15 protein-coding genes are annotated in these 16,321 nt (G+C 64.6%); 10 read left to right on the top strand and 5 right to left on the bottom strand.

Annotated features, from left to right (window positions below):
• Window positions 1–13: 13 nt before the first annotated feature.
• The 4 genes from dxs to VEIS_RS28890 all read right to left on the bottom strand — a co-directional run bounded on the left by dxs (window position 14) and on the right by VEIS_RS28890 (window position 3,408).
• Window positions 14–1,909 carry a 1-deoxy-D-xylulose-5-phosphate synthase gene (dxs, locus tag VEIS_RS15960; RefSeq protein ID WP_011811005.1) on the bottom strand — a complete coding sequence of 632 codons (1,896 nt, stop codon included), beginning with the start codon at window positions 1,907–1,909 and terminating at the stop codon, window positions 14–16.
• 77 nt (window positions 1,910–1,986) lie between these two features.
• Entirely contained in the window at window positions 1,987–2,931 is a 945-nt protein-coding gene (locus VEIS_RS15955; RefSeq protein WP_011811004.1) for a polyprenyl synthetase family protein, read from the bottom strand.
• On the bottom strand, window positions 2,928–3,161 hold the full coding sequence (gene xseB, locus VEIS_RS15950) for an exodeoxyribonuclease VII small subunit (RefSeq protein WP_011811003.1): 234 nt from the start codon (window positions 3,159–3,161) through the stop codon (window positions 2,928–2,930). Before xseB ends, VEIS_RS15955 begins: the two co-directional genes overlap by 4 nt.
• Before the next feature lie 94 nt (window positions 3,162–3,255).
• Entirely contained in the window at window positions 3,256–3,408 is a 153-nt protein-coding gene (locus VEIS_RS28890; protein ID WP_157048544.1) for a hypothetical protein, read from the bottom strand.
• A gap of 162 nt (window positions 3,409–3,570) precedes the next feature.
• On the opposite strand from VEIS_RS28890, the gene VEIS_RS15945 reads away from it, so the two are divergent.
• The 4 genes from VEIS_RS15945 to VEIS_RS15930 all read left to right on the top strand — a co-directional run bounded on the left by VEIS_RS15945 (window position 3,571) and on the right by VEIS_RS15930 (window position 9,281).
• On the top strand, window positions 3,571–4,722 hold the full coding sequence (locus VEIS_RS15945) for an aromatic ring-hydroxylating oxygenase subunit alpha (RefSeq protein WP_011811002.1): 1,152 nt from the start codon (window positions 3,571–3,573) through the stop codon (window positions 4,720–4,722).
• Between the two features lie 145 nt (window positions 4,723–4,867).
• Window positions 4,868–5,776, top strand: a complete 909-nt coding sequence (locus tag VEIS_RS15940) for a DMT family transporter (RefSeq protein WP_011811001.1) — start codon at window positions 4,868–4,870, stop codon at window positions 5,774–5,776.
• Between the two features lie 199 nt (window positions 5,777–5,975).
• Window positions 5,976–6,878: a sulfurtransferase gene (locus tag VEIS_RS15935; RefSeq protein WP_041950096.1), complete on the top strand. Its 903-nt coding sequence runs from the start codon at window positions 5,976–5,978 to the stop codon at window positions 6,876–6,878.
• 54 nt (window positions 6,879–6,932) lie between these two features.
• Window positions 6,933–9,281, top strand: coding sequence for a penicillin acylase family protein (locus VEIS_RS15930; protein WP_011810999.1), 2,349 nt, complete (start codon window positions 6,933–6,935; stop codon window positions 9,279–9,281).
• Between the two features lie 23 nt (window positions 9,282–9,304).
• On the opposite strand, the gene VEIS_RS26570 is transcribed toward VEIS_RS15930, so the two are convergent.
• Window positions 9,305–9,511: a hypothetical protein gene (locus VEIS_RS26570; protein ID WP_157048543.1), complete on the bottom strand. Its 207-nt coding sequence runs from the start codon at window positions 9,509–9,511 to the stop codon at window positions 9,305–9,307.
• Between the two features lie 354 nt (window positions 9,512–9,865).
• Here VEIS_RS26570 and VEIS_RS15925 point away from each other — a divergent pair, with 354 nt between their 5' ends.
• The 6 genes from VEIS_RS15925 to VEIS_RS15900 all read left to right on the top strand — a co-directional run bounded on the left by VEIS_RS15925 (window position 9,866) and on the right by VEIS_RS15900 (window position 16,276).
• Window positions 9,866–11,035 carry an ROK family protein gene (locus tag VEIS_RS15925; RefSeq protein WP_041950928.1) on the top strand — a complete coding sequence of 390 codons (1,170 nt, stop codon included), beginning with the start codon at window positions 9,866–9,868 and terminating at the stop codon, window positions 11,033–11,035.
• Window positions 11,032–12,522 (top strand): sugar ABC transporter ATP-binding protein, encoded by a 1,491-nt coding sequence (locus VEIS_RS15920; RefSeq protein WP_011810996.1) that lies wholly within the window; start codon window positions 11,032–11,034, stop codon window positions 12,520–12,522. Before VEIS_RS15925 ends, VEIS_RS15920 begins: the two co-directional genes overlap by 4 nt.
• Window positions 12,503–13,495, top strand: a complete 993-nt coding sequence (locus VEIS_RS15915; RefSeq protein WP_011810995.1) for an ABC transporter permease — start codon at window positions 12,503–12,505, stop codon at window positions 13,493–13,495. The genes VEIS_RS15920 and VEIS_RS15915 overlap by 20 nt, the downstream gene beginning before the upstream one ends.
• A 69-nt stretch (window positions 13,496–13,564) precedes the next feature.
• Window positions 13,565–14,596 (top strand): hydroxyacid dehydrogenase, encoded by a 1,032-nt coding sequence (locus tag VEIS_RS15910; RefSeq protein ID WP_011810994.1) that lies wholly within the window; start codon window positions 13,565–13,567, stop codon window positions 14,594–14,596.
• Between the two features lie 127 nt (window positions 14,597–14,723).
• Entirely contained in the window at window positions 14,724–15,611 is an 888-nt protein-coding gene (locus tag VEIS_RS15905; protein ID WP_011810993.1) for a sugar phosphate isomerase/epimerase family protein, read from the top strand.
• A gap of 26 nt (window positions 15,612–15,637) precedes the next feature.
• A complete protein-coding gene (locus tag VEIS_RS15900; RefSeq protein ID WP_011810992.1) occupies window positions 15,638–16,276 on the top strand; it encodes a nucleoside/nucleotide kinase family protein in 639 nt (212 codons plus the stop codon).
• Window positions 16,277–16,321 lie beyond the last annotated feature (45 nt).

Here is a 16,321-nt window from a genome sequence, read left to right as displayed (position 1 = left end):
CACCAGGGCCGCATCATCGGGCCACGTCGATGGCCGGAAAGCGCGCAGCAATTGCCGCGCGGATGCCGGCTGCGTTCAGTCCCTGCATGGCCAGCAGTTTGGCCGGGTCGCCATGTTCGATGAAGATGTCCGCCAGGCCCAGTTGCAGCACCGGGCGCAAGATGCCTGCGGCGTTGAGCGTTTCGGTCACTGCGCTGCCGGCGCCGCCCATGATGGCGCCTTCTTCCAGCGTGACCAGGGCATCGTGGCCTTCGGCCACTTGGCGCAGCAAGGCGTCATCGAGGGGCTTGGCCCAGCGCATGTTGACCACGGTGGCATCGAGCGCATCGGCCGCTTCCAGCGCCGGATACAGCAAGCTGCCGAACGCCAGGATGGCAATGCGCGGTGCGTTGCTGTCTTGGCGCTGGCGTTCGCGGCGGATTTCGCCTTTGCCAAAGGGCAGGCCGTCCAGCCCGGCCAGTGGCGCCACTCCGGCACCACTGCCGCGCGGGTAGCGCACGGCCACGGGGTGGTTTTGGGCATAGGCGCTGCTCAGCAGTTGGCGGCATTCGCGCTCGTCGGCGGGGCAGGCCAGGCCCATGTTCGGAATGCAGCGCAGGAACGCGATGTCGTAGGCGCCGGCATGGGTGGCGCCATCGGCCCCGACCAGGCCGGCGCGGTCGAGCGCAAATACCACCGGCAGGTTTTGCAGGGCCACGTCGTGGATCAGTTGGTCGTAGCCGCGCTGCAGGAAGGTCGAGTAGATCGCCACCACGGGCTTGGCGCCCTCGCAGGCCATGCCGGCGGCAAAGGTCACGGCATGCTGCTCGGCGATGCCCACGTCGTAGTACCGGTCGGGAAAGCGCTGCTCGAATTCGACCATGCCCGAGCCTTCGCGCATCGCGGGCGTGATGCCCACCAGGCGTTCATCGTGCGCGGCCATGTCGCACAGCCACTGGCCAAACACCTGGGTGAAGGTCAGCCGGGGCGCGGTGCTGCTTTTGACCAGGCCCACGGCGGGGTCGAACCGGGCCGGGCCGTGGTAGGCCACCGGGTCGGCCTCGGCGAGCTTGTAGCCCTGGCCTTTTTTGGTCACCACATGCAGGAATTGCGGGCCTTGGAGGCCCTTGATGTTGTCCAGCGTGGGGATCAGTGAATCGAGGTCATGCCCGTCGATCGGCCCGATGTAGTTGAAGCCGAATTTCTCGAACAATGTGGCGGGCACGACCAGGCCCTTGGCCTGTTGCTCGAAGCGCTTGGCAAATTCCAGCAACGGGGGCATGGGCCGCAGCACGGTCTTGCCCATGTTCTTGGCCGCTGCGTAGAACCGCCCGCTCATGAGCTGGGCCAGGTAGCGGTTGAGCGCGCCCACCGGGGGGCTGATGCTCATGTCGTTGTCGTTGAGCACCACCAGCAGGTTGCAGTCGGCCACGCCGGCGTTGTTCAGCGCCTCGAAGGCCATGCCGGCGCTCATCGCGCCGTCGCCGATGATGGCCACGGTGTGGCGGCTCTCGCCCTTGCGCTTGGCCGCCAGCGCCATGCCCAGCGCGGCCGAGATGCTGGTGCTCGAATGCGCCGTGCCGAAGGTGTCGTACACGCTCTCGCCGCGCTGCGGAAAGCCCGAGATGCCGCCTTGCTGGCGCAGCGTGTGCATGCGCTCACGCCGGCCGGTCAGTATCTTGTGCGCATAGGTCTGGTGGCCCACGTCCCATACCAGGCGGTCATGCGGCGTCTGGAATACATGGTGCAGCGCCACCGTCAGTTCCACCGTGCCCAGGTTGGAGCTCAGGTGGCCGCCGGTGCGCGAGACGCTCTCCAGCACGAAGCCGCGCAGCTCCGCAGCCAGCACCTTGAGCTGCGCGCGCGCGAGCTGGCGCAGTTGCGCCGGGTCGTCGATGGTTTCCAGCAGGGGAAAGGATGTGCTTGGCATTTACTATTTTTTGATAGCTACCGGTGCAGGAAATATCAGCACCAGAGGCCGGTCAGACAGGGGCGTCGAGAAGAACGTCAAGAGGGGCGGGACAGTACCATGTCGGCCAGCGCGGCCAGCGCACGGGTGTCGGGCAGGTCGCTGCGGAGCCGGGCCGCATGCGCGCCGGCCAGCAGTTCCCGGGCCTGGGCCTGGGCCCGTTCCAGGCCCAGCAGCGATACATAGGTGGGCTTGGCGGCGATGGCATCCTTGCCGGCCGTCTTGCCCAGCGTGGCCGAATCGGCCACCACGTCGAGGATGTCATCCACCACCTGGAACGCCAGCCCCAGCGCCGCACCATAGTCGGACAGCGCCCGATAGGCCGCAGGCGCGGCCTGGCCGCACACGGCGCCCATCAGCACGCTGGCCTGCAGCAGCGCGCCGGTCTTGAGGCGGTGCATCTGGCGCAACTGCCCTTCGGTGAGCCGCAGGCCGACGCTGGCCAGATCGATCGCCTGGCCGCCGGCCATGCCGGTCGAGCCCGCCGCACGCGCCAGCAGGCGGCACAGCGCGGCCTGCGTGGCGGCGGGGATGGGCATGTCCTCGGGCGTGAGCAACTCGAACGCAAAGGCTTGCAGCGCGTCGCCTGCGAGCAGGGCCCGGGCCGGGCCGAACCGCACATGCGCCGTGGGCTTGCCACGGCGCAGCACATCGTTGTCCATGCAGGGCAGATCGTCATGCACCAGCGAATAGGCGTGGATCAGTTCCACGGCGCAGGCGGCACGCAGCGCCGCCGCATCGTGCCAGGCGCAGGGTGCAGGCTGGCCGCTGCAGACCGCCTGATACGCGGCCAGCACCAGCAGCGGCCGCAGGCGCTTGCCGCCATCGAGCACGGCATAGCGCATGGCCTCGCCCAGCCCGGCGGGCGCGCCATGGCCCACCCATTGCGACAGCGCCTGCTCCACCTGGGCCAGGTGGTTTTGCTGCCAGCCGCCCAGGTCCAGCGGAGCCGCCGCAGCCGATAGCGTGGAAGCGGCGCTCATTGCTGGACCCAAGGTTGCAGCGGGCCATCATCGAGCACCTTGATCTGCTCCTGCACCGCATCCAGACGCTGGCGGCAAAAGGACAGCAAACTGGCGCCGCGCTGGTAACCGGCCAGCATCTGGTCGAGCGGCAACTGGCCCGACTCGATGCGCGCCACGAGTTGCTCCAACTCGTGCAGTGCGGCCTCGTAGCTGGCAGGTTCGGCGGGTGGGGCAGGAGCCTGGTGCATGGCGATGGGCGCAGCGCGGCGCGGGTGAAAACCGGTGATTCTAGGCGCAGCCCACCATGCTTGGCGGTCAGTAACCCTAGTGTCGCGTCACCGATCAGATGTCGTAGGTTGCGCGCAGCCATCGGCGCGCAGCGCAAGGCGCAGCGCGCCGCCCATACCGAGCGACCGAGCGTATTGGCAAGCGCTGCAACGCCGCGCTGCGCTTCGATGGCCCGCGCAGACAGACAGATGATCGGTAACGCGACACTGGTTTGCAATACAGGCCAAGCCAGGCCAAGCGCAGGGCGCCGCAGCAAGCCCGGCACCTATAATCGCGTTCCTTTCGGGCCGGCTGGCAAGCTGACCGGTTTCTTTTCCCAGATGCGCCCCGGCGCACCTCCCTGTGGGGAGTCTTTAGGTCAGGTCATCCATGTCTGATTTAAGTCTTCAACTGCAGCAGGCCGCAAGCCAACTACCAGTTTCGAGCTACTTTGACGCCGCGCTGTTCCAGCGCGAGCGCGAACGCCTCATGCGGCATGGCCCGCGCTATGTGGGGCACCAATTGGCCGTGCCCGAGGCGGGCGACTACTACGCGCTGCCCCAGGAGGGCGAGGGCCGCGTGCTGGTGCGCAACGACCAAGGCGGTGTCGAACTGCTCTCCAATGTCTGTCGCCACCGCCAGGCCATCATGCTCAAGGGCAAAGGCTCGCTGCACAGCCAGCAAAAGGGCAGCGGGGGCGGCCGCATCGTGTGCCCGCTGCACCGCTGGACCTACAGCCCGCAGGGCGAGTTGCTGGGCGCGCCGCACTTTGCGCATGACCCCTGCCTGAACCTCGATAACTACCGGTTGCGCTCGTGGAACGGTCTGCTGTTCGAGGACAACGGCCATGACGTGGCCGCCGACCTGGCCGGTCTGGGCCCACGCGCCGACCTCGACTTTGGCGGCCATGTGCTCGACCATGTGGAACTGCACGAGTGCCACTACAACTGGAAGACCTTCATCGAGGTCTATCTGGAGGACTACCATGTCGGCCCCTTCCACCCGGGCCTGGGCAGCTTTGTCAGTTGCACGGACCTGCGCTGGGAGTTCGGCAAAAACTACTCGGTGCAGACCGTCGGCGTGGCCAACCGGCTGGGCAAGCCCGGCAGCCCGGTATACGAGCGCTGGCACAACGCATTGCTGTCCTATCGCGCCGGCAAGCCGCCCCGGCATGGCGCGATCTGGCTCACGCTGTACCCGTGCCTGATGCTGGAGTGGTACCCCCATGTGCTGACCATCTCCACGCTGCACCCGATCAGCCCGGACAAGACGCTGAATGTGGTGGAGTTTTACTACCCCGAGGAGATCGCCGCATTCGAGCGCGAATTCGTCACGGCGCAACAGGCCGCCTACATGGAAACCTGCATCGAGGACGACGAGATCGGCGAGCGCATGGACGCCGGTCGCCGGGCCTTGCTGGCGCGCGGCGACAATCAGACCGGCCCTTACCAAAGCCCGATGGAAGACGGCATGCAGCACTTTCACGAGTGGTACCGCAGGGCCATGGGCGATGGCCTGGATGAAACTGCGCCCAAACGCTGAGTGCGGCGGCGCCGGCCGGGCCGGAGCGCCACCACTGCGATGGCTGCAAACGCTTGAACGACGAGCGCTGGCAGCGGTCGGCACCGCAGACACCGCAGCATCTGCACGCCAGCCAGGCGTTGCTCTTTGAAGAAACCACCGACCGATGCAAGCTCTCTGGATGGTGCTGGCCGCGTTCCTGTTTGCCAGCATGGGCGTGTGCGTGAAGGTCGCGTCGGGGTACTTCAACTCGGCCGAACTGGTCTGCTACCGGGGCCTGATCGGCATATTGATCCTGTGGCTGCTGGCGCGCTTGCAGCGGGTGACGCTGGCCACGCAGTACCCCGGCATACATGCCTGGCGCAGCCTGGTGGGCGTGGTGTCGCTGGGCGCCTGGTTCTTTGCCATTGCCCACCTGCCGCTGGCCACGGCGATGGCGCTGAACTACCTGAGCAGCGTGTGGATCGCGGCCTTTCTGGTCGGCGGCACGTTGCTGGCCTGGCGCCCCTCGGCAGCCGCTCCGCGCCCGACGCTGCAAGGCCCGCTGGTGCTGACCGTGCTGGCCGGTTTTGCCGGCGTGGTGCTGCTGCTGCGCCCGAGCCTGCATCAGAACCAATCCTTCGCCGGCCTGATCGGACTGCTGTCGGGCATAACGGCCGCGTTTGCCTACATGCAGGTGGTGACGCTGGCGCGCATGGGCGAACCCGAAGAGCGCACGGTGTTTTATTTCGCCATGGGCGCGGCGGTGGCCGGCGGCGCGGCGCTGCTGCTGACCGGCACTTCGCCCTGGCCGGGCTGGCCGGTGCTGTGGCTGCTGCCCATCGGCATCCTGGCTGCCGCAGGCCAGTTGTGCATGACCCGCGCCTACGCCAGCGCCAAGACGCAGCGCGGCACGCTGCTGGTCGCCAACCTGCAGTACTCGGGCATCGTGTTCTCGGCCATCTACAGCGTGCTGCTGGGCGACGAGATACCGCCGATCGGCTGGATCGGCATGGCCCTGATCGTGGGCAGCGGCATCGTGGCGACCATTTTGCGGGAGCGGACCGCCCCGGGCGCGCCTGCGGAAGAGCATTGATCGCTGAAAACCGCCATCACCGGCTGCGTTCTGCCCGGCGTGCCGCCCCCATCCGCTCCAAAGCTGGTCGGCGAGCGATCACGGCCTGCGCACTGCGGTTTTCAGGCGCATGCCCGCCACCGGCCGGCACCATTTGACACAATGGGCGCCGTCCCCCGCCGCCCCCTCCTCCCCCCTCCCTTGCCTTTCCCCTACGCCCATGACCACTTGCACTACGCTGATCAGCGCCGGTGAACTGCAATCCCTGATCGCCAGCGGCGCGCCGCTGATGGTGTTCGATTGCAGCTTCGATCTGGCACAACCCACGGCGGGCGCGCAGCAGTATGCGCAGGCGCATATCCCTGGCGCCGTGTATGCCGACCTGAACCATGATCTGAGCGCCAAGCCAGGCGCGCCCGGCGCCAGCGGCACCACGCCAGAGGCCGACAGGCCCGCATCGGGCGGGCGCCATCCGCTGCCCAGCCGCGAGCGCTTTGCGCAGTGGCTCTCGGCGCTGGGTTTTGCCAACCACATGCAGGCCGTGGTGTATGACCGCCAGGGGGCGAACTATTGCGCTCGTCTGTGGTGGATGCTCAAGTGGGCCGGCCATGACGCCGTGGCCGTGCTCGATGGCGGGCTACAGGCTTGGCAGGCGGCCGCTGGCGCAGTCAGCAGCGGCGCAGGGCCGGCGCCGTTGCCGGCGGACTTCCGGCTGGCAGCGCCGCTGCGCCAATTGCGCACCGCCGCCGAGGTGTTGGCGCGCTTGCAGACCCCGGGCCAGACCGTGGTCGATGCCCGGGCTGCGCCGCGCTACCGTGGCGAGGTCGAGCCGCTGGACCCTGTGGCCGGCCATATCCCCGGTGCGCTCAACCGCCCCTTCAACCTGAACATGGCCGCCGATGGCCGCTTCAAGCCTGCGGCCGAGTTGCATGCCGAATTCGCCACCCTGCTGGCCGGGCGCGACCCCGCCAGCGTGGTGCACCAGTGCGGCAGCGGTGTCAGCGCCTTGCCCAATCTGCTGGCCATGGAGATTGCGGGGCTTGGACAGACGGCGCTTTTCGCGGGCAGTTGGAGCGAATGGTGCAGTGACGCGACCCGTCCGGTCGAGCGCGGGGCAGCGTAGCCGGCAACGCCTGGGACTGCGGTAAAGTCCCCTGACCACCACAGGAGCCAAGAGATGGCAACACTGAAATCATGCGCGCTGGCTCTGCTGGCTTGCAGCGCAATCTCGTCGCATGCAGCGACGCAAACCCTGCATGTCCCCGGCCTGCAAAAGAAGGCTGAAATCCTCATCGACAAATGGGGCGTGCCGCATATTTATGCAGCCAGCCAGACCGATGCCTTTTTCGTGCAGGGCTTCAACGCTGCGCGTGATCGTCTGTTCCAGATCGATTTGTGGCGCCGCCGTGGTCTTGGCCAATTGTCTGAAGTGTTCGGCCCTGCCTATATCGCGCAAGACCAGGCGACGCGCTTGTTTCTGTATCGCGGCGACATGCAGCGCGAGTGGGATTCCTATGGCAAGCAGTCGGAGCAGATTGCGACGGCCTTCGTTGCCGGTATCAATGCCTATATCGATCTCGTCACCGCGCATCCAGAGCGCCTGCCTTATGAATTCAAGCAGCTGGCCTACCAGCCCGCAAAATGGCAGGCGGAAGATGTCGTGCGCATTCGCAGCCATGGTTTGACGCGCAATCTCAATAGCGAAGTTGCGCGTGCCAATGTCGTTTGCAAGGCCGATCTGAAGTCGGATGAAATCCGCTTCGGTTTGCAGCCGAAATGGCAGGCGGTGATGCCGGAAGGTCTCGACCCCTGCCTGCCCAAGGATTTGCTCAAGGTGTTTCAGTTGGCGACGCAAAACGTCAGGATTACCAAAGAGAGCCTGAGCGCGCACGCCGACGGTCAGGGTGATGGCATACGGATTGCTGCCGCAGAAAATCCTGAGGAAAGCACGGAGGGCAGCAATAACTGGGTGATCGCGCCCGCCAAATCTGCCACCGGTCGTGCCATCATGGCCAATGATCCGCACCGCGCCTACTCTGCGCCGTCACTGCGTTACATCGCGCACTTGAACGCGCCGGGCCTGCATGTCATCGGTGCGGGTGAGCCGGCCTTGCCGGGCATCTCGATCGGGCACAACGGAACCATCGCCTTTGGTCTGACCATTTTCAGCATCGACCAGGAAGACCTCTATGTCTACGAGTTGAATCCCGATAATCCCGACGAGTACAAATACCAGGGCAAGTGGGAGCCTTTTCAGGTCTTGCATGAGCCGATCAGGGTGAAGGGCGGCGTGCCGGAGACGGCGGATTTGCGCTTCACGCGCCACGGCCCGGTGATCTTCGCCGACCGGCAGCGCGCCTTTGCCGTGCGCTCGTGCTGGCTGGAGCCGGGCATGTCGCCCTACTTCGGCAGCATTGGCTACATGCACGCGAAAAGTTTCAATTCTTTCAAACGCGCCATTGTGAACTGGGACGCGCCGACCGTGAATCTGGTGTATGCCGATGTCAAAGGCAATATCGGTTGGGCACCGGGCGGCCTGGCGCCCAAGCGTCCGAACTGGGATGGCTTGATGCCGGTGCCGGGCGATGGCCGCTATGAGTGGGCCGGGTTCTGGAGCGGTGATCAGTTGCCGCGCGTTTATAACCCCCGGCAGGGCTGGTTTGCCACGGCCAATCAGATGAACTTGCCGGAGGATTATCCCTATCGGGAACGCAGGCTCGGTTTCGAGTGGACCAATGGTTCGCGCTTCATGCGCATCAGCGAAGTGCTGTCATCCTTGCCGAAGGTGACGCTGCAAGATGCCATGCGTTTGCAGAACGATGATCTGGCCATTCCTGCGCGCCGTCTGGTGGCCTTGCTCAAGCTGGATGCGGGCACGCCGGCGGCCATCTTCAAGGGCTGGGATTATGTCGAGCGTGTCGATTCGCCGCAGGCGGCCTTGTATGAGGTCTGGCTCGCGCGCCATCTGGGCAAGGCTTTCAAGGAGGCGGTGCTGAGCAAGGAAGCGGCGGCGGCGATGGGGGCGCCGGATGTTGCCGTGATGCTGAATATGCTGGAGCAGCCGGGTGCCGTTCCCGGGCGCGACGAGCTTTTGCGCGATAGCCTGCGCGACGCCTATGCCGAGATGGTCAAACTGCAAGGCGAGGATGCCAGCCAATGGCAGTGGGGCAAGCTGCATCACAATCTGATGGAGCATCCTCTGGCGGCTGTGGTGGATGAGGAAATGCGCGCCAGGCTGAATGTCGGCCCGCTGCCGAAACGTGGCGGTGCCTATGGGCCGAATCAATCGACTTACCGTGCCAGCGATTTTCGCCAAACCAATGGCCCGTCGTTTCGCGTGGTGGTGGACGTTGGCCATTGGGATGGCTCGGTCGCCATCAATGCGCCGGGTCAATCGGGCGACCCGAACAGCCCGCATTATCGTGATCTGACCGAGCGCTGGCTCGATGGCGAGTACTTCCCCTTGCTGTATTCGCGCAAGGCAGTGGAGCAGGCGACGGTGCAAAGGATTGTGCTGAAGCCTTGAACGCAGGCTTGGCGGATGCAAGTTCAGCGCACCCGCATCCGCCAGAATGGAGTCGTCAGCGCCGATACTAGTGTCGCGTCACCGATCAGATGTCGTAGGCTGCGCGCAGCCATCGGAGCGCAGCGCAAGGCGCATCGCGCAGCCAATACCGAGCGTATTGGCAAGCGATGCAACGCCGCGATGCGCTTCGATGGCCAGCGCGGACCGACAGATGATCGGTGACGCGACACTAGCGCGCCGGGTGAACGCGGCTTTGCGGCCCGCATCCGGCGCCATGGTTTGCTGCCGGCGCCGCGCCTGTGCCGTGCCAGCCCGGACGGAATCTTCCGGTCATGCCGCCGAAGCCCCTGCGGTAGCCGGCGCCAAGCCCCCTCCCATATGCACCGCTGTTTCTGCGGGCATTCGACCACATCAAGGCCAAAGTTCAGTCTTGTCTGGCCTAAGTGGGCCACGTAGTATCCGGCCCACACCGCCGCAGTGCCCGGCCACACAGGGCCACACCGGGCCACAGACATGCTGCGACGATACAACGAAGGAGACAAACCTTGGCCTTGGCACGCTGGCAGCATTACAGCAGCGCAGATATGGATTTGCTGCAAGCCATCTTCTGGTCTACGGGGGTGTCGCGCCATGTATTGGCGCGACGGCTGGCCTATTCCAAGAGCAAGGCGAACGCGATGGTGGCGGCCTTGCTGGATGAAGGGGTGTTGGACGAAGTGGGCTTGCAGGAATCTTCCGGCGGGCGCCGTGCCGAGACCTTGCGCTTGAGCGAGTCGCTGGGGGCGGTGCTGGGCGTGGACATGGATGCCACCAGCATGCAACTGGCGCTGATGCGCCCGGACATGGCGGTGCTGGCGCGCCAGTGCGAGACCATCGACGTGCGCCGCGGCCCCGGCGTGATTCTGGCGCAGCTATGCGGCCTGATGCGGGAACTGATGGCGCGCTGCGGCCTGTCCTCCTCGCAATTGATTGCCATCGGCATGGGTGTGCCCGGCCCGGTGGACTTTGCCAGCGGCCAACTGGTCAACCCGCCGCTGATGCCGGACTGGGACGGCTTTTCCATCCGTGACTATCTGCGCGAGGCGTTCGTGGCGCCGGTGTTTGTCGATAACGATGTGAACCTGATGGCGCTTGGCAAGCTCTGGCGCTTGCAGCGCACGCTGTCTGATTTTCTGGTCATCAAGGTGGGCACCGGCATTGGCTGCGGCATTGTGTGCCACGGGCAGGTGTACCGCGGCACCAATGGCTCGGCGGGCGATGTGGGGCATATCTGTGTGGACCAGGCCGGCCCGCGCTGTCACTGCGGCAACCAGGGCTGTGTGGAGGCGATGGCGGCGGCCCCGGCGCTGGTGCGCGCCGCCATCGAGGTGGCGCAAAAGGGCGAGAGCAGTTGGCTGGCCGAGCGCTTGCAGGCCAGCGGCAGCCTGGGCATCGAGGACCTGGCGCAGGCCAGCCGCGTGGGGGATGTGGCGGCGAACATCCTCATCCAGCGCGCAGGCAGTCTGGTCGGGCAGATGCTGGCTTCGGTGGTGAATTTTTTCAATCCCTCGCATGTATTCATTGGCGGACTGGTGGCCGACATGGGGCCGCTGTTTCTGGCATCGGTGCGCCAGAGCGTGTACCACCGCTCGCTGGCGCTTTCCACCCGGCACCTGGAAATACAGTGCGCGCCGCTGGCCGATGATGCCGCTCTGGTGGGGGCCGGCGTGCTGGCGATGCAGGAAAGTCTGACGCAATCAGGAGGTGCGCCATGAGTGTGGCGGTGGAGTTCCGCGATGTGGTCAAGGCATTCGGCACGGTGCAGGTGTTGCATGGCGTGAGCCTGGCGCTGCAACCGGGGCGCGTGTATGGCCTGCTGGGTGAAAACGGCGCGGGCAAGTCGACGCTGATGAAGATTCTGGCCGGGTATGAGAACCCGACCAGCGGCCAGGTGCTGGTCGATGGCGTGGTGCGCCCGCCCGCCGGCTTTGGCCCGCGTGCCGCCGAGGCGCAGGGCATCGTGCTGATTCACCAGGAATTCAATCTGGCCGATGATTTGACGATTGCGCAAAACGTCTTCCTCGGCCACGAGTTGCGGCGCGGCCTGTTTCTGGATGAGCGCGCCATGCGCGAGCAAACCAGCCAGGCGCTGGCGCAGGTCGGCCTGAACCTGGCGCCGCAGCGGCGCGTGCGCCAGCTCATCGTGGCCGAAAAGCAGTTGGTGGAAATTGCCCGCGCGCTGGCGCGCAATGCGCGCCTGTTGATCATGGACGAGCCGAGCGCCACGCTCACCAGCGGCGAAACCGAGCGCCTGTTTGCGCTGATGGCGGCGTTGAAGGCGGCGGGCGTGACCATCATTTACATCTCGCACAAGCTTGATGAGGTCGAGCGCAACACCGACGAGGTGCTGGTGATGCGCGATGGCCTCCTGGTGGCGCGCGCGCCCACGGCCAGCGTCACGCGGCAGCAGATGGCGCAGTTGATGGTTGGCCGCGAATTGGCCGACCTGTTCCCGCCAAAACTGCCCGCGCCCGTGGGCGAGGCGATGCTCAAGGTGCGCGATTTGACCGTGCCGGGCTGGGCGCAGAACATCAGCTTCGAGGTGCGGCGCGGTGAAATTTTGGGCTTCGCCGGCCTGGTGGGGGCCGGGCGCACCGAGTTGTTCGAGGGCTTGCTGGGTTTGCGCGCGCGCTCATCGGGAACGGTGGAATTGGCCGGCAGCCTGCGCCAAATCGACAGCCCGCGTGATGCCGCCCGCCACGGCCTGACCTATCTGAGCGAAGACCGCAAGGGCAAGGGCTTGCATGTGCACCTGGGCCTGCGCCCCAATCTGACGCTGATGGCCTTGCAGCGCTACGCCCGCCCCTGGCTCAAGCCGGCTGCCGAGCAAGCCGCGCTGCGTCAGGCGGTGGATGAATTCGGCATCCGCACCGGCGCACTCGATTTGCGCGCCTCATCCCTGTCTGGCGGCAACCAGCAAAAGCTGGCGTTGGCCAAGGTGCTGCATCCCGGCCCCGGCGTGGTGGTGCTCGACGAGCCTACACGCGGCGTCGACGTGGGTGCCAAATGCGAAATCTACTACCTGGTGCAGCGCCTGGCGGCGCAGGGCCTGGCGGTGATCGTGATTTCGTCTGAACTGCTGGAACTGATCGGCCTGTGCCATCGCGTGGCAGTGCTGCGCGCTGGCCAATTGCAAACCACGCTGCAAGGCCCTGACCTGACCGAAGAGGAGTTGATTGCCCATGCCACAGGAACGCGCTGACCAAGCCGCCCCCGCCCGAAGGCTCTGGAACCGGCTGCACGGGCAGGGCCCCGTCATCGGCCTGGTGCTGTTGTGCATCGCCGGGATGCTGCTGCACGAGAACTTCGCCACTTACGACAACCTGATGAACGTGCTCAAGAACACCTCCTTCATCGGCATCATTGCGGTGGGCATGTGCTTTGTGATCATCTCCGGCGGCATCGACCTGTCCGTCGGCTCGATGGCCGCGCTGATTGCCGGCGTGGTGATCCTGTCCATGAACGCCATGGCGCCATCGTTCGGCATGCTGACCGCCGTGGTCATCGGCATGCTGCTGGCGGTGCTGCTCGGCGCCCTGTTCGGGCTGGTGCATGGCTTGCTGATTAGCAAGGGGCGCATCGAGCCTTTCATCGTCACACTGGGCACGCTGGGGATTTTTCGCGCCTACCTCACGTATTTTTCCAACGGCGGCGCGATCACGCTCGACAATGACCTGTCGGACATCTACGGCCCGGTGTATTACGCCGACCTGGCAGGGGTGCCGATTCCGGTGCTGGTGTTTTTGCTGGTGGCCCTGCTGGGCGGCGTGATCCTCAACCGCACCGCCTATGGCCGCTATGTGCAGGCGATAGGCTCCAACGAGCAGGTGGCGCAGTACGCCGCCGTCGATGTGCACCGGATCAAGATTCTCACCTACATGCTGCTCGGCATCTGCGTGGGCATTGCCACGCTGCTGTACGTGCCGCGCCTGGGCTCGGCATCGCCGACCACCGGCCTGCTGTGGGAGCTGGAAGCGATTGCCGCCGTGATCGTCGGCGGCACCGTGCTCAAGGGCGGGGCGGGCAGCATCACCGGCACGGTGGTGGGCGCGGTGCTGCTCTCGGTGATCGGCAATATCCTGAATCTGTCGAGCATCATCAGCGTGTATCTGAATTCTGCGGTGCAGGGCTTTGTGATCATTGCTGTGGCGTTCATTCAGCGCGGGCGAAGGTAGTGGTTTTTCGAGCGGCCCATGAAAATGCTCATTTTTTTCGAACAGGCATGAAAGAACAGGACTCCTGCCATGACGCCTTCTGCCAAAGTCATCCTCCTCGTTCCTGCGCCGCGCAGGGTTGCAGACATCTTCACGGCAACCCAATTGGAGCGCTTGCGCGCATTGGGGGATCTGCATATCCATGACGCTGCGCCGCCCACCCGGGCCGAGTTCGAAGCGCTGGCCCCGCGTCTGGAAATCCTCATTGGCCAGATCGATATGCCGGCATCGCGTTTGCGCCTGGCGCCTCATTTGCGGGCGATATTCAATGTGGAAGGCAACTTCCTGCCGAATATCGACTATGGCGTTGCCATCTCGCGTGGCGTCCGGATTCTCAGCACCAGTCCCGTATTTGCCGAGCCGGTGGCAGAAGCGGCACTCGGCATGGCGCTCGACCTGGCGCGTGGCATCAGTCGTTCCGACCGGTATTTCCGTCAGGGGAGCGAAAAATACGGTCTCGACGCAAACCGCAACGCCTATTCCTTGCATCGTCAACACCTGGGTTTCATCGGTTTTGGCGATCTCGGGCGCGCCATCGTGCCCTTGCTCGCGCCCTTTCACCCGACGATCAAAGCCTATGACCCGTGGCTGCCCCCGGAGTACATCGAGTCCATGGGTTGTCAGGCGGCTACGCTGCAAGAGGTGCTGACCAGTTCGAAGATCGTATTCGTGGTCGCCGGTGTGACCGCGCAGAACCAGGGCCTGCTGAACCGGGAGGCTTTTTTGTCGATGCCGGCGGGGGCGGCGCTGGTGCTCGTCAGCCGTGCAGCGGTGGTGGATTTTGAAGCCATGCTGGACGTGGCGGCGACAGGCCATATTCGCGTCGCGACGGATGTATTTCCGCAGGAGCCATTGCCTTTGGAGCACCGAGCCCGCAAGGGTGACAACTTGTTGCTCTCGCCGCACCAGGCGGGCGCCTTGGCGCAGACCCTGGCCCAAATCGGCGTGATGGTGACGGCGGATGCCGAACTGATCGCCCGTGGCCTGCCGCCCTGCTTGTGCAAAATCGCGCAGCCTGAAACGGTGACGCTTTGGCGCAGTCAACCGGTGGAGCAAAGCTGATTCCTTGCAACAGCGCCCCATTCAGCTGTGCCGACATTGACACCAGACGGTTTCATCCACTACGCCATTCACGAATGTGCAGACCCGCCGGGGTCTGGTATTTGCATCCACCTCGAGGACGGGAAACATGAACACACTTGGCATTCACGCATTGGTATGGGCCGGAGATTTCACTTCGGCCTCGGCCCGAAAAGTCATCGAAAGCTCCAAACGGGCTGGCTATGACCTGGTAGAACTTTCACTGCATGCCCCGGTCATGGACATTGCGCTGACACGCGATCTGCTGCAGGAATTCGACATGCAAATCGCATGTTCACGCGGTTTGTCATTGGCGGCCGACATTTCGAGTGAAGACCCTGAATGTGTGCGTCGCGGCATTGCCAAGCTGCAAGAGGGCATCACCATGACCGCGCAGTTGGGCGGCAATTACTTTGGCGGAGTCTTGTATGGCGCCCTGGCCAAGTACCCCGGACCCCTCACCGAAAAAGGGCGCTACAACGCCATGGAATCGATGAAACGCATGGCCGATGTCGCCGCCGCGAAAGGAATCACGCTGGGCCTGGAAGTGGTAAACCGTTATGAGAGCAACCAACTCAACACGGCCCTGCAAGCGCTGGAAATGCTCGACAAGCTGAATGCGCCTGGTGTCAAGGTGCATCTCGATACCTACCACATGAATATCGAAGAAACCGACTTCTTGCAGCCCGTGCTGGCTTGCGGTGCGCGGCTGGGCTATGTGCATATCGGTGAAAGCAATCGCGGCTATCTCGGATCGGGAACCATCGACTTTCCCGAATTTTTCCGGGCACTGGCTTCGATCGGCTACGAGGGCGTCATTACCTTCGAGAGCTTTTCATCGGCCGTTGTGAATCACGACCTGTCCAATACCTTGGCCGTGTGGCGCAACCTCTGGAGCGATGGAATGGATTTGGCCAAACATGCGCGCCAGTTCATCGCCGATGGCATGGGCAACGCCCGCAAAGCCAGTAACGTCAGTAACGCCAGCAACGCTTGAACCCGCAGTTCGATTGGAGGGATTCGATGACTCATCAGGTGCCGACGCTGACTTTCCCGCAAGCCTGCGAGCGACTACAGACATTCCTGGCCCGCAGTGCGCGCACCCTTTTGGGCATCATCGGACCGCCGGGGGCCGGCAAATCGACGCTGTCGGCCCGTTTGCAAGCCCTGCACTCCCGGCAGTCGCAAATCGTGCCGATGGATGGTTATCACCTGGCCAATATCGAATTGGCCCGTCTGGGGCGTGCCGGGCGCAAGGGCGCGCCTGATACTTTCGATGGCCATGGTTTTCGCTCGCTGCTGGAGCGCTTGCGCCGGCAAAGGGATGATGAAATCATTTATGCCCCCGAGTTTCGCCGTGCCATCGAGGAGCCGATTGCCGGCGCCATTCCGATATTCCCGCAGGCCAGGCTGATCATTGCCGAGGGCAACTATTTGGCGCTGGACCAAGGCGACTGGCGCCCTGTGGCCCCGCTGCTGGACGAGCTGTGGTATGTGCAGGTCGATCCGGCGGTGCGCTGGCAGCGTTTGCTTGCCAGGCATATGCAGTTTGGCCGCTCATTACAGGACGCAGAGGATTGGATGAAAAACACCGATGAGCCGAATGCCCGACTCATCGAATCCACGCTGCCTCGCGTTCATTTCAAGGTGACTCAGGAATGAGTGATTTCACCTGGCATTGGAGTATTTCCCCCGCCGGCCAGCTTT

The organism is Verminephrobacter eiseniae EF01-2 (genome assembly GCF_000015565.1).
GTDB classification, from domain to species: Bacteria; Pseudomonadota; Gammaproteobacteria; order Burkholderiales; family Burkholderiaceae_C; genus Acidovorax; species Acidovorax eiseniae.
This window is presented reverse-complemented; position numbering and strand designations above follow the sequence as displayed.